Source organism: Saccharopolyspora spinosa NRRL 18395, assembly GCF_000194155.1.
GTDB lineage: Bacteria > Actinomycetota > Actinomycetes > Mycobacteriales > Pseudonocardiaceae > Saccharopolyspora > Saccharopolyspora spinosa.
The window spans coordinates 1,728,805-1,742,133 of the sequence record NZ_GL877879.1 but is presented as its reverse complement, the minus strand read 5'-3'; the positions used below and the strand labels follow the sequence as shown (position 1 = coordinate 1,742,133).

At 66.9% G+C, this 13,329-nt stretch carries 11 protein-coding genes and 2 pseudogenes; 5 read left to right on the top strand and 8 right to left on the bottom strand.

Going from position 1 to position 13,329, the window contains the following annotated elements:
- Positions 1-151: 151 nt before the first annotated feature.
- The 7 genes from SSPN_RS0127175 to SSPN_RS0127145 form a co-directional block, all read right to left on the bottom strand.
- The gene (locus SSPN_RS0127175; RefSeq protein ID WP_010311233.1) at positions 152-1,270 is read right to left on the bottom strand and encodes an iron-containing alcohol dehydrogenase; all 1,119 of its coding nucleotides are present in this window, start codon (positions 1,268-1,270) and stop codon (positions 152-154) included.
- Complete coding sequence (locus tag SSPN_RS0127170) at positions 1,267-1,713, bottom strand: hypothetical protein (RefSeq protein WP_010311230.1); 447 nt, start codon at positions 1,711-1,713, stop codon at positions 1,267-1,269. The genes SSPN_RS0127175 and SSPN_RS0127170 overlap by 4 nt, the downstream gene beginning before the upstream one ends.
- Positions 1,707-2,483, bottom strand: a complete 777-nt coding sequence (gene pgk, locus SSPN_RS0127165; RefSeq protein WP_010311227.1) for a phosphoglycerate kinase — start codon at positions 2,481-2,483, stop codon at positions 1,707-1,709. Before pgk ends, SSPN_RS0127170 begins: the two co-directional genes overlap by 7 nt.
- The gene (gene argC / locus SSPN_RS0127160) at positions 2,473-3,573 is read right to left on the bottom strand and encodes an N-acetyl-gamma-glutamyl-phosphate reductase (RefSeq protein ID WP_010311225.1); all 1,101 of its coding nucleotides are present in this window, start codon (positions 3,571-3,573) and stop codon (positions 2,473-2,475) included. Before argC ends, pgk begins: the two co-directional genes overlap by 11 nt.
- Complete coding sequence (locus SSPN_RS0127155) at positions 3,554-4,675, bottom strand: zinc-dependent alcohol dehydrogenase (protein ID WP_101376611.1); 1,122 nt, start codon at positions 4,673-4,675, stop codon at positions 3,554-3,556. Before SSPN_RS0127155 ends, argC begins: the two co-directional genes overlap by 20 nt.
- Positions 4,676-4,677: 2 nt before the next feature.
- The gene (locus SSPN_RS46020; RefSeq protein WP_010311221.1) at positions 4,678-5,601 is read right to left on the bottom strand and encodes a hydroxyacid dehydrogenase; all 924 of its coding nucleotides are present in this window, start codon (positions 5,599-5,601) and stop codon (positions 4,678-4,680) included.
- 112 nt (positions 5,602-5,713) lie between these two features.
- Entirely contained in the window at positions 5,714-6,955 is a 1,242-nt protein-coding gene (locus tag SSPN_RS0127145; RefSeq protein WP_010311219.1) for an MFS transporter, read from the bottom strand.
- A 552-nt stretch (positions 6,956-7,507) separates the two neighbouring features.
- Here SSPN_RS0127145 and SSPN_RS52065 point away from each other — a divergent pair.
- Positions 7,508-7,780, top strand: a pseudogene (locus tag SSPN_RS52065) (hypothetical protein); the annotation flags it as partial.
- Between the two features lie 168 nt (positions 7,781-7,948).
- Positions 7,949-9,010, top strand: a complete 1,062-nt coding sequence (locus tag SSPN_RS0127135) for a ParB/RepB/Spo0J family partition protein (protein ID WP_143539582.1) — start codon at positions 7,949-7,951, stop codon at positions 9,008-9,010.
- A 310-nt stretch (positions 9,011-9,320) separates the two neighbouring features.
- Here SSPN_RS0127135 and SSPN_RS0127130 read toward each other — a convergent pair whose 3' ends face one another.
- Positions 9,321-9,950, bottom strand: a complete 630-nt coding sequence (locus SSPN_RS0127130) for a response regulator transcription factor (protein WP_010311215.1) — start codon at positions 9,948-9,950, stop codon at positions 9,321-9,323.
- 208 nt (positions 9,951-10,158) lie between these two features.
- Between SSPN_RS0127130 and SSPN_RS49315 the strand changes: the two genes are divergently transcribed.
- The 3 genes and pseudogenes from SSPN_RS49315 to SSPN_RS58665 all read left to right on the top strand — a co-directional run bounded on the left by SSPN_RS49315 (position 10,159) and on the right by SSPN_RS58665 (position 11,892).
- Positions 10,159-10,419 (top strand): LLM class oxidoreductase, encoded by a 261-nt coding sequence (locus SSPN_RS49315; protein ID WP_010311212.1) that lies wholly within the window; start codon positions 10,159-10,161, stop codon positions 10,417-10,419.
- Entirely contained in the window at positions 10,385-10,684 is a 300-nt protein-coding gene (locus tag SSPN_RS49310; protein ID WP_143539583.1) for an LLM class oxidoreductase, read from the top strand. Before SSPN_RS49315 ends, SSPN_RS49310 begins: the two co-directional genes overlap by 35 nt.
- A gap of 504 nt (positions 10,685-11,188) precedes the next feature.
- A pseudogene (locus SSPN_RS58665) lies at positions 11,189-11,892 on the top strand (DUF3732 domain-containing protein).
- Positions 11,893-13,329 lie beyond the last annotated feature (1,437 nt).

Genomic DNA, 13,329 nt, shown 5'->3' with positions numbered 1-13,329 from the left:
TGCCGTAGCCGTGTTCGGCGGTCATCTGGGTGGCGATTGGGCCGGGCGACACCGCGTTGCGCGGGCAAGATCCTCGTGATACTGGACGTTGGCACTCCTGGCGATGCCTTTGGAGCTGATGTGAGACGGGGCGAGCCAATGGGGAGGACAGTCAAAGTGCGCGCTCGTAGAGTTCCCGGATCAACTCACCGTTGATCCCGGGAACCGGATCGTTGTCGACGTTGCCGGTCACGCCGGCGAGCAGTCGGTCGATGTGCTGGGGACCAAACCCGCCTTCGGACAGCCTGCGTGGCAGACCCAGCTCGGACAGCAGCCTCGACACGGCGGTGTGCACGTCGTCGTCGCCGAGGAGCCTCCCAATGGTGTCGAACTCCGCCGTGGCGTGCGAGTACGCGTGGGCGAGCCAGGTCGGATAAATCGTGGCGAGTCCCCGGCCGTGCGAGATTGCGACGGCGGGCACCGAGCCCATGCTTTGCTGCATCCTGTGCGGCAGGCACGTGCTGGCCGTGGCGACGTTCAGACCGCCCAGCAGCGCGGCCAACGCCATCCGCTCATGCAGCTCTGCGCCGGTCTCGCCGGCCACCACGCGGGTGAGGCAGCCGCCGAGGATGTCCAACGCCTCCAGGGCGAACAACCGGGTCAGCCGATTCGCGCGACGTGCGACGTAGCCTTCGACGGCGTGCGCCAGCGCGTCGAACCCGGTCTCGGCGGCGAGCCCGCCCGGCACGCTGCGCAGCAGATCGGGGTCGACGACGGCGACGCGCGGGAACAGGTCCTCGCCCCGGATCCCGGATTTCAGGCCACGTTCGGTATCGGTGATGATCGCTCCCTTGGTGACCTCGGCGCCGCTGCCCGCCGTCGTCGGAACCGCGACGACCGGCACGGCATCCTCGGTCGCCGGGAGGGTGCGGCCCACCAGCGGTCCGGATTCGCCGTGCCGCATTCCGATCGCCGTCGCTTTCGCCGCGTCGAGGGCGCTTCCTCCGCCCAGTCCCACGATCACATCGCACGAGGACTGAACCGCCATCCGGACGGCAGCGTCGACCTCGACCGAGCGGGGATCCGGTGACACCTGGTCGAACACTTCAGCGCGGACTCCCGCCTGCCCGAGCACGGACAACGCGGCAGCGAGTATTCCGTTGCTGCGCATAGCGTTCCGTCCGCACACGAGCAGCGCGGAGGCACCGAGCGCGCGGGTTTCGCGCCCGAGCTCGGCAAGCCGTCCCCGGCCGAACACGACCCGGGTCGGGATCGAGAAGTCGATGATCACAGTGTGGCCTCCCAGCGCAGGGCATTGGTGCGCAGCGCATCGAACACGGGGCACGTTCCGTACGCCAGGTAGTGCAGCGCGGAACCGCCACCAGTGGATTTGGTGCCGTTCCAGGGCAGGTCGGCGGTCGTGTCCCCGCCCAGCAACAGCGCGTTGACGCGATCGTGGCCCAGAGCGCCGAGCAACGCGTCCGAGGCTCGCGTGAATCCTTCGGTGTAGCGAGCGGGTGTTCCCGCGATGAACGCCCGGCCGCCGTGGGACGTGAGGTGGTCCAGCTTCGCGCACACCCACGGGGCGAGCACGAAGTCGACGATCGCGTAGTCCGAGGGCACTCCCCGTGACACCGGGATGGTTCTGGCATCGGCGAAGTCACGCCCTGTCGGGCGGGCGATCACGACCTCGTCGGGTATGTGCAGCTCGGCTCGGTTCGCCCGGTTCAGCACGTTTTCAGCACGTTTCTGCTCACCTGCAAGCACTTCTCGGGACGAGAACCCACTGTGGACGATCCGATGTCGTGGCCGAGAGCCCGGAGCAGGTTGTTGAGGACGGCTCCCCCCGGGATGACCAGATCGTAGGTCGCGGTCAGGTGTTCCAGGCCGATGGCGGTCTTCTCCGGCTTCACCCCTCCGAGCACGGCCACCGAGTACAGCTCGTCCGAGCTCCCGGCCCAGGGCGCGAGCAGTCCGGTCTCGTGGACGAGGCTGTCCGCGGCGAAGGCCGGCCGGTGACCGAGCAGGCCGACGTTCGACGCGTGAGCCCGATGCGCCTTCGAGAACCCGCCGATGGCCGCACAATCGCCGAGAGCGGCGAACCGGCCGGCGAGCTCGGCCGAGTTGGTCATCTCCCCGGCGTGCTTGCGGGTGTTGCCGAACACCACGGCTTCACCGGCGCGGAGCGCGTGCGCGCGGTCGACTGCGTCCGGCGTGGCGTTTCCGGGGAAGTAGCCCACGGTGCGACCGAGCCGGTCGGCAATGTAGTCGGCGACGAAATCCAGTTCGTTCGCGTCGTCGACGCCGTTGCCCTGGTGCGAGAGCACGGCCACCCGGGCTCCTGCGTCCAGGAGGCGTTCGATGGCCGGGAGTTCCTCGTCGATCCGGCCGGTGTCGGCAAGCGCGCGCCCGACGTTGAAGCCGGCGGAGTAGATCCACCGCTGCCCGCATCGGATCTCCTGCTGCGAGAGGAGCCTGACTCCGCGCATCCCCTCAGAGCGCATAGGTTCGCAGCCCCAGGGTCTCGTCCAGCCCGAACATTACGTTCATGTTCTGGATGGCCGACCCGGCGGCACCCTTGACCAGGTTGTCGGTCACCGCGACGACCTTGGCGATGCCGCGCGCCCGGTCGACGTCCACTCCGAGGTGGCAGAAGTTGGAGCCGACGACGTGCCCGAGGCTCGGGTACACGTCGTACTCCTTCTCGTTCACCCCACCCTGCTTGGGAACGTCGTTGACGAGCACGAAGTGCTCTCCCTCGTGCCCGGGCCCGTAGGCCGCGGTGAAGGTCTCCAGCAGCTGGTCGCGGTCGAGCCGCTGCCGCAAGCCCGCGTTGGCCTGCAAATGGATCCCGCGCGCGAAGTTGCCGTGTGCGGTGTTGATGTCCACGCGGACCGGCGGGCCCTGGATCGCGTTGGCGAGGAAGGCTTCGAGCTCCGGCCCGTGGCGGTGACCCTCAAGGCTGTAGGCCAGCATCGATTCCGCCACTTCGGCGTGCATGATCGCCTTCTTCGGGGTGGTGCCCGCTCCCGTCGTCCCGTTGGTGGCGTGGATTGACAGGGGGCTGGTGAGATCGACGAAGCCTCCGTTGAGCAAGGGTGTCAGAGCCAGGATCGCGGTGATGGCGTAACAGCCCGGATTGGCGATCAGCCGGGCGTCGCGGACGCGGTCCCGGTTGAGCTCGGTCACCCCGTACACCGCCTCGGGAAGGAGGTGCGCGGCGGCGTGTTCCCGTCCGTAGACGCGTTGGTAGCGGTCGACATCGCGGAATCGGAAGTCCGCGCTGAGGTCGACCACCCGGACACCGTGGTCCAGGAAGTGACCCACTCGGTTCATGGCCTCACCGGAGGGCGTGCAGAAGAAGACCACATCGAGTTCGTCGGCCTGCTCCTCCAGCCGCTCGACGGGCCTGAACTCCAGTCCGCTGCCGCGGAGGTTGGGGTGGGTGTGAGCGAACGGACGTGGCTCCCGGGAGGTCGGCAGGATCACCTCCACGGCGGGATGGCCAAGCAGCAGGCGGCACAGCTCACCGCCGGTGTATCCGGTCCCTCCGACGACGCCGACCGTCAGCTTGTCAGCGGTCGAGTTGTTCATCTGTCCCCCTTCGTTCTGGTGCCAGGCCGGCCGGTGGTTTCGACGTGCTGCGGGACAGGGACGGCGGTAACAGCACGATCTTGCCGACGTCCTCGGGTGCGTGGTCCATCAAGCTGATCTCGTGCGCCGCGCTGAGCGGGAGGCGGTGAGTGATCAACGACGCGGGGTCTATTTCTCCGCGCGACAACCAGTCGATGACCTCGGCGAAGTCCCGAGGCGTGGACAGGGCGGAGAACCGCATGCTTAGCCCGTGCGAGACCAGGCGGTTCAGCTCGATCTTGCGGGGACGGTCGAAGTAGCTCACGACGACGATCTGCCCGCCGGGCCGCGTGATTGCGCACGCTTCGTCGAGGACGGTGTCGTGGCCGGAGGCGACGAACGTGACGTCGGATCCTTCGGGCGCCTGGGCCGCGAGTGCCTTGACCACGTTGCCGGCGCGGGCGTCGACGTAGTAATCCGCCCCCAGCCGCCGTGCCCGTGCTCCTTTGGCCGGGCCGAGGTCCACGCAGCCGATCGAGCCGAAGCCGAGTTTCCGCGCCGCGATCAGACAGGTCAGTCCGATGGTGCCCGAACCGAGTACGACGGTGCTCGCGGGTGGCGTGTTCTCGACCAGCCGTACCGCGTGCAGGCCGATCGACAAGGGTTCGGCCAGCGCTCCCGACGCGTCGTCGACGTCAGGGGGAAGCAGGTACGTCATGTTCTCGCGGAGGACGACGTACTCGGCGAACGATCCTTCCCAGCCCGCGTGGCACAGGTTCGCCCGGTTCCGACAGAGGTTCACCGCGCCGCGATGGCAGGGCGCGCAGGCATCGCACTGGGAGAACGCCGCTGAGCACACCTTGTCGCCAGGAGCGAAGCCGGCGACCGTCGTCCCCACGCGTTCGACGACGCCGCAGAGCTCATGGCCGAGGATGACCGGTGGTCGCTTGTACGGGTGGGTGCCTCGATATGTCGCGAGGTCCGACCCGCAGACCCCCGTCGCATGCACACGGACCAACAACTCGTTCTCACCTGGTTCGGGCACGTCGACATCGCGGTACTCGATCGACCGCTCCGACACCAGAACAGCCGCCTTCATTCGCCGCGGCCCATTGACTCCCATGATCAGCAAACCCGGTTGGCGACGGGTGCGCCCGTCATGGCGCTGTGGATCGACTCGACCACGATGTGGCCGATCCGCCGCTGCGCGTCCGACGACATGGCTCCGATGTGCGGGGTAAGCACCACGTTGTCCAGAGTCGATAGTTGCGTTGGGCTGCCTTCACCGGTGCGGACATCGAGCGCCGCACCGGCGAGGGTTCCTCGCTTCAGCGCCTCGTGCAGGGCGCGTTCGTCGACGATCTCACCCCGGGAAACGTTCACGAGGTAAGCGCCGTACTTCATCATCGCGAGCTCCGGCTCCGAGATCAGCCCGCGAGTGCGTGGCGTCAGCGGGACCGCGAGGCAGACCACGTCGGCTTCCCGGAGCATGGCCCGGAGGCCGACGAGCTCGATGTTTCTCGCTGCCAGCGCGCGGCGTCGGGGCTCGTCTTCTCGCTCGACGCAGGTCAGCACCCGCATGGAGAAGCCCTGCGCCAGGTGGGCGACCCGCGCGCCGATGTTGCCGTGGCCGACGATTCCCATCGTCTTGCCCGCGAGCTCGGATCCGACCAGCGCCGACTTGTTCCATACGTTCGTGCGGGCCTGCCGGTCGGCCAGCGAGATCTTGCGCGCCAGCGCCAGCAGCAGTCCGATCGTCAGCTCCGCGACCGCGCCTGCGGACTCTCCTGGGACGTTGAACACGACGACGCCCGCATGGCGCGCGGCGGTCAGGTCGATGTTGTCCGTGCCGGCACCCGCCCGCGCCACGAGCTTCAGGCGCTGGGCCCCGGCGAATAGCTCGGCGGGCAGCTGTACGCCGCTGCGCAGGACGATCACATCGGCGTCGCGGGACAACGTCAGGATCTCGTCCGCCGACGGCCGAAGGTGGACGACGACGTCGCAGGTCCGGCGCAGACGTTCGAGGGCCTCGTCGTGTATGGGGTCCACGACCAGGACCTTCCACCTCGTAGGCGGTGCCGGAGCTGCATCTTCGGAAACGTTGCGCACAGAAACCCCTCGGGTTGTCGCGGCTGCACAGTTGAATGGTTCGATCGCGGGTTCACGTCGGTGTGGGCACGGGACGGCTGTCATGGCCGATCGCCCATCGCGTCGTAGGGGGAACCGCGCATCCCGCCGCGAGAAAGACGACACCGAGGAGCACGCATCCCGCCCAGCCCCAACCGGCCATCGCGGTGGTCGCGACAAGGGGGGTGACGACCTGGGCCAGGTCCCGCCCGACGCCGTAAACCCCCTGGTATTCGCCCTGAGCGTGTTCCGGTGCAAGTTCGAAGGAGATTCCCCACGAGCCGGCGGCATGCAGGAGTTCGCCGACGACGTGCACGCCCACACCGAGGAAGAGGAAGACGACGGCGACCCACGCGGGTGTCCCGTCCGCGACCGCGAAGCATAGGCAGCATGCGAGGAGGAAGTAGCCTGCTCGGCGCTGTGCGCGGGCGGCACCCGTCGCGGTCTCGGTCCGCCGGCTCGCGCGTACCTGGAAGAGCATCACGACGACGGTGTTGATCACGGAGAACACCGCGTACAAGGCGACCGGCGCGTGGGTGCGTTGCGCCATGTAGAGCGGCAAGGCGACGGTGAACACCCCGATGTTGAGGGTCAGCACGGCATTCAACGCGGTCAGCGCCAGATAAGGCCGGTCCCGCAGGACCGCCACTCGTCCACCGGCAGCTTTCTTCTCCGGTGCCGCTCCGGAAAGCGGAACCTGCGTCGTGACCACGGCCGAGAGCGCGTAGCAGAGCGCCGAGGTGACGATGACGACTTGATAGCCGAGAGCGGTGTCGGACAGCAGCGCGACTCCGGCGAGCGCGGAACCCACCATCCAGCCCGCATTGGTGACCGACCGCAGATAAGCGCGAGTTCGCACCCGGCTGTTCCGGTCGACCGCGTGCGCGATGAGCGCGCCTTCGGCCGCTTGCCCGGCCGATTCGCAGAGGGTGACCAGCGCTGCCGTGACGACGAATCCCGGCAGGCCTCCGATCGCGAGATAGCCGCAGATCATCAGCGCTTCCGCGAAGCGGCACGCCGTGCGCACCAGCCGCGGTCCGACCCTGTCCGCGAGGCGACCACCGGGCACTCCGCCGAGCAGTCCCACCAGCGCACCGGCGGTGAGACCGATACCGACCTCGTGGACGCTCAGCCCGACCGAACGGGTGAGGTAGATCGGCAAGGTCGTGTAGAACAGCCCGCGGCCGAATCTGCTCGTCAGCGTCGCCAGTGCCAGGGCTCGGACCTCCCGGCCCTTCGGGAGGAGGCTTTCACGCTTTTCAGCGAATGAACGCATGCGACCTACTCGAATTCGACGGAGAACATCTGCGGCGTGCTCGCCCGGAAACGGCACTGCCGCGAACGCGATGCGCTCGGAACCCGGTGACGAACCGCTTGCCATGCAATCACAGTTCGCGGCGCGATGCTACTCCCGCGCGGCTCGGACCGCTGGAAAAGCATCACGACAGGAATCGTTTGTCGAAGTTGGCAACTATTTGCCGCGATTGTCGTATTGACGCCGCGGTGCTCGCCGGAAACGATTCATTCCATCCTTGGAAAAGGAAATCCCGAGGAGGAACCATGTCCTAGCAGATCGGGCGTGGCACACGAGCCGCCCAAAGTGGAGGAGGTCGGCGGGTTCGCCGCGGAGACTCACGGAGCCGGCGCCGGATTCCCGGAAGGCGGCCCGTTCTCCTGCGGTCGTCCGAGCGAGCGTTGATCGGCGCCACCGCGGGAACTGGGCCAGATGTGTGAGATGAGCGATCCCGACGGGCTGACCTGGCGCCTGCAACGATCGCTCGCCGCCGTCCTGCTCGCGCGCTTGCGGGGTGCGTAGCCGACCTGGTGCGTCGGGGTACGCACGGCACCGTTCTCGGCCCACGCGTGGATCGAGGCCGACGGGACGCCCGTGGGAACCGGGCGCGGTCGTCGGGTCCCGGACGATTTGCTCGGTGCCCGCGGCCGGTTCCTGAACCCGCTTGATACGCCTATCGGACGAATCGTCCGGTACGTCGGAAGGCGGAATCACAGCTTTGGTGAAATGAAATCATGCCGTTCCGGCATGGTTCTTACTTATGTGTTCGTTATTCGGGGGCCGCTCGTCTCGATGTGCGAAATTTGACCCGATCGGCGCAATTTCCCTTTGCTGTCTGTGATCAAAACGACATTTCCGGCGGGCGTAGGGGTGTGCGCTGCTATTTTTGAGGGCCGAGTCCGTGTACTCGGTGTTGCTGTGGGGCGGGACGCGGATTGTTCGGCGTCCCGGTGTCAGGTTCATGGGGGAGGGTTCGTGGCAGAGGTTTCTTCGTCGCGCGCTTGGCCGGTGCTGAGCGCGGAGGACATTTCCCGTGGCACGGCGGAGCTGCGGCAGAAGCTGGAAAGCTGCCGGATGGAATGCATTCCCATCGGGTCCGTCCTGCATGCTCCGCCCGTGCGTGTGGCGGGCCAGGACATGGGCCACGTCCACGCGCTGGTTGAGGTGGAGGGGGATCTCCCGCCGATCCTGGTCCATCGGGAAACGATGCGGGTCGTGGACGGCATGCACCGGTTGCGGGCCGCAGCGGCGCAAGGGCGTGAAACGATTAAAGCCGTCTTCTTCGCCGGGAGTGAGCAGGACGCGTTCGTCATCGCGGTCAAGCTGAACGCCATGCACGGTCTCCGCCTCACCCCGGTCGACAGATCGGCTGCGGTGGCGCGCATCGTCGTTTCCCATCCGCAGTGGTCGGATCGTGCGATCGCGTCCGCCGCCGGGGTAGCAGCCAGGACGGTCGCCGCGATCCGGAAGCGGGTCGGGGGCAACGTCTCGCCGCTGGACAGCCGGATCGGCCGGGACGGCAGGGTGCGTCCGCTCAGCTCGGCGGAAGGGAGGTCCCGCGCCGGGGAGCTGATGGCGAAGCGCCCGGATGCCAGCCTCCGGGAGGTGGCGCAGGCGAGCGGTGTCTCGGTGAGCACCGCGAATGACGTTCGCGCCCGGCTGCGGGCCGGCCAGGATCTGGTGCCCGAGCAGCAGCGGATGGGCCGCAGCGCGCAGGCATCCACCTTGCCCGCGATCCAGCAGCGGGTCTGCGCCGACGCGGAGGCCGGTGATCGGCAGGTCTCCGACCTGGAGCAGCTGCGGCGTGACCCGTCCATGCGGTTCAACGAGATCGGTCGCGCTGTGCTGCGGCTGCTGGATGTGGGCGCGTTGGATCCCGACGAGTGGCAGCGCTACGTCGAGGGCGTCCCCCGCCACTGCGTCCGCAGCGTGGTGAACACCGCTAGGCGGTGCGCGGCAGCCTGGGAGACCTTCGCCGAGCGGTTGGAGAAGCGCCAGGAGTCGATGCGAATGTCGTCTTCGTCCGAGGGAGCTTGAGATTCCCGGCCGGTCTCGGATCCGCAGCCGGTGTTCGACTGATCCGTCGTCAGCAGTCGAACACCTCCAGCCGATCAACGAGCCCGTCGAGATTCCAGTGGTGCGGTCGACTACCGGGAACGAAAACCGTGCGCGAAACCTACCGAATCGGAAGCGCGGTCGCGGGCCGAGGCGCCTGCTGGGCGCGGGCGCACTGGCGCCCGGCAGCGTGTCGCTGCTTGTCGACGTCCTTGTCGAACGTCCCCGCTTTTCCCGGCATCCGCTTTGTGGTTCGGGAGGGGCCGGTTGCGGGGTACCGGGCGGTGCGTGTTCAGATGAGCCCCGAGCGAATCGCGAAGGAGACGGCGTGTGTCCGGTTTCGCAGCCCGTAACGCGCCATGACCTGGTAGAGGATGTTCTTGATGGTGCGTTCGGAATAGGCCAGTTTCTGTGCGATCTCCTTGAGATCGAAGCCCTCGGAGATCAGCTGGAGGACGTCGACCTCACGGGTGGAGAGTCCACACATGGTCAGGTCGCGGGGGCGGAGAACGTCGCGTTGGACGCGCTGGAGTTCGTTCAAAAGCGTGCCTTGCAGCGATAGCGGGAGGACTCCGTCGCCGTTGCTGACCGCGTGGATGGTGTGCAGGAAGGAGCTGGGGGAGAAGCGGGCGCGCCAGAGGATGGCGCGGACGCCGTGCTGCACGGCGGTGGAGACGTAGGGTCGCCAGTTGCCGTCCACGATGAGCAGGAAGTGCTTGGCGGCTCCGGAGGACAAACTACGCAAAGCCTCCATCGTGTGTGAGCCGGTGGTTTCCTGGACTATCACGACGACGTCGGCGTCGGCCGTTTCGGTCAGCGAGAGTCGCCGGTCCTGGATTATGCAGCTGGCCAGGCTGACACGGGTGAGCTCGTCCGTGGCGTGGAGCGCCACGCGGACTGTCGCCACGGCCGCGTCGTGCACGATGAATACCTCCTTTTGGCGGTATGAGCCAGCAGCTGAGTTGAGTTTTTGTCAGAAATGAAAAAACGTCAAGGGGCGGAGGCAATCGACATGCGAAGTTGGCGCTGTGGCAACCCCCGTGGAACGCCATCATTCGACACGATCGCCACGGCAACCGACGAGGTGCGCGCCAGCGCCGTTGCGCGAGCGCGTGCCCCGGAGGTGGCAGATGAGTCGAGCGTCTGGGCGGTTCGAGGCGGCCCACCCCGGGCGGTTCCTGCTCGGTATCGGCGCGGGGCACCGGGAGCTCGGGACCGATTTCCGCTCCCGCCATACCGGGCACTGGTCGACCTACCTGGACGTGTTGGACGAGAGCGGCGTGCCGAAGCAGCGGCGGGCGCCCGAGCTTGTCGGCCCGGACGCGCTGCTGGCGGTGAAGCACAAGGTGGCTCTCCGTGACTCGGCCAAGAACCTGCGCCGCTGGCCGTGAGGCCATCCAAGTGCACCTCGGGCTGGCGAACTACCAGGCCAACCTGGCCCGGATGGGTTCCGGCGAAGACGACCTGGCCGACCGAGGCAGCGATGCCCTGGTCGACGCCGTGGTGGCGCAGGGTGATGCGGCGACGACAGCAGATCAGCTGCGCACCCAGCTGGAGGCCGGAGCCTCACGCCTGGTCGTGAATGCAGTTCCGAGCGCGGATCGGCTGCCCGTCCTGACCGAGCTAGCCCCTGCACTCGGCATCGCGGCGCGGTAGCGAGTTCTCGCTGCGCAACGCGACTGTCACGCCGCGCGGCTCGGTCGACACCGTCTGCATTGGTAGTCGCGCGTCGAGTGGCCGCCGTCTCGACCATCGGTCATGGCTATGTCCACCACCGCGAGCCGGGTTGCGTGGCCGTGGCAGCGAGCGCGTAGCGCTGGATCGCCTGCTGGACCGGGCCCTGGCAGGTCATAGTGCGCGGTGGAAGAGGGCTTTCTTGTCGGCGAACGAGACCCCAGCGGCCCAACGCGCCGCTCAACGCAAACTCGACGACGCTGCGCGAGCAGCTGCAGCAGGCCGTCACCGGGGAGCTGCCTCTTCAGCTCGACCGCCTCAAGTCCTCGACCTGCTCGGGCCCGAGCAGGACCACGACGTTGCTATCTGTCCGATGTGCACAGGTCCGTTGGACGAGCCCGATGCCTCAGCCAGCGGGAAGGTGTCGTCAAACGCCTGCGGGTAAACGGGGTCCATCTGCGGGCACTTGCCGCCAGCGACGAACGCATGTGCAATCTCCAGGAGCAGCATGTGCGCATCGCCCGGATCCAGGGACGGATCGAACAGGCGCTCACCGCCGACACAGAATCACCTGCCGGTGGCATCGGTCAGCTGCACAACGATCTGATTCTGGCCCAGGAAAACCTCACTACACTCCAAGCCCTGCTCGACGAAGACGACATCAACGCTGAGACGCAACGACGGCTCACCGACGTCGCCGCCAACATGACCACCTGGGCCAAGCGCCTGAACCTAGGACAGGCCGCAGCGGCCGACGAAGTCGCCATCAGCCTCAGCCAGCTCAATGTCATGGTCCGCCGTCCCCTGGGACGTCTTCCGCTGATTCGCATCGGTAGTGCCAACAACTGGATCGGCTACCACCTCGTCGCACACCTCGCCCTGCATAACTATTTCCGGCTCCACGACCGGCCGGTGTCGAGCTTTCTCATGCTGGACCAGCCGACTCAGGCATTCTTCCCCGCGAAGATCGCGGACGTCACCACCGTTCAGGACGCGACTGGGCAACGGTCACCGCCTACTTCGAGCTCTTGCTAGATATGGCCGATCCCAACGAAGGCATGTTGCAGATCATAGTGTGCGACCATTCCAACCTAACCGAGGAACGTTGCTTTCAGAAAGCCATCGTGGAGAACTGGCGACCAGTCGACGGGCGTCGCAAGGCCCCGATCCCGACCAACTGGTTCGACTGACCTCGGCACCGGCACGCGAGGCCGCGTAGAGCGGCATGCCGTTTCAGCCGGTCCCATATTGCTTCAAAACGGGTTGGCGGGCTGTGAGGTGGGGTTTCGTTGGCCTGTCGGGCTGTTTGACGGTACTCGTTGATGAGTCCTGCCACGGTTTGTTGGTGTTCGCTCCGAGCTGTCGGCAGCGGTTTGACGTTCGGGTCGCGGAGGGGTGCGCGCTGGTCGCGGGTTTGGTGCTTATGATTTGTTGAAGTGGCAGGCGTTTTCCTGGAGGGTCTGCTCCGCGTGACCTCTGTGGAAGATCAGCAGTGCGGCCCTGCCTGCCCCGGCCGGGTCTTCCGAAAAATGCACGTGATGGTCGGTTCGCGGTTTGCCGGGCGATGTGGGTGGGTTTTCGAGCGGTGGCGTTGCGGGTGTTGATTTGTTTCGGGTTAGGTGACGGGCGTGTGAGGTGTCGAGTGGTGTGTCTGTCGTCGCAGACTTTGGGGCAGTGGTTTTTGGCTTTCGGGGCAGTCGTGGCTGGTGTTCATGTTCGTACCTCTTGTTGTGCCGTCATGCTGGAATTGTGGCCTCGTCGGACAGTGGAATGGACGGGTGATCATCTTGGGGCGGAAGAATGATCGGGTCATCGCGAGTCTGTTCGTGGGCCGTCCTGGCGGGCGCGGCGTCGCATCCGGGCTTTGCGTGAGGCGGGCATCGGTCAGGATTGTCCTCGTTGATCTGGTGTATCGCGGTGGAGTCGTCGTGTTTCACGGCCACGGCCACGCCGTTGACTGAGGAGCAGGCGGCGGAGCTGGCGGAGCTCCAGCCGAAGGTGGCGCGACGGAAACAGCAAACGAAGGAAAATAACGCGAAGGGTTACCAAGTGAGAAGGGCCGAAGCCGATCGGGTTGTGGCACCCGGGACGTGGTGCACGGCGATCCCGGCAGAAAAACCGATGCCACGGCACACGCCGATGCCACGGCACAAGTCGATGGCCCGGCACAGGCCGGGCCCGGTTTCGCTCCCGTCGCGCACGATCTGCAGCCGCATGTCGAAGGACCGGCACGGGCGGAGGTCTGGATCCAGGCGGGCGGCGACGGGGTGAAGCCGGTACCGGACACGATCCAGGGGCGACGCCCGGAACGAGACGGCGCGCGACGGCGCCTGGCCTGGCCTGGTAGTAGGCGGGCCGACGACACCGCCCCCACCACCGCATCGGGTTCCTCCCACGCGATCTCACGGGCTTCCCGGGAAGCCCGTGAGATCCCCAGCGAGCCGGCTCCGATCAGGCCACAGGAAAATACCGGGCAGGTCACCAGGAGGGATGATTTCGCTGGTTTCCTTGGTGAGTACAGCGACAACCACGGGATGGGTTCGGTCGGGCTGTCCGCCGAGGGCACTTTCGGTGACCCGTCACCGGAAGCTGCGGTGTGGCCGGGTGCGGGGCGTGTGGTGGGGCCT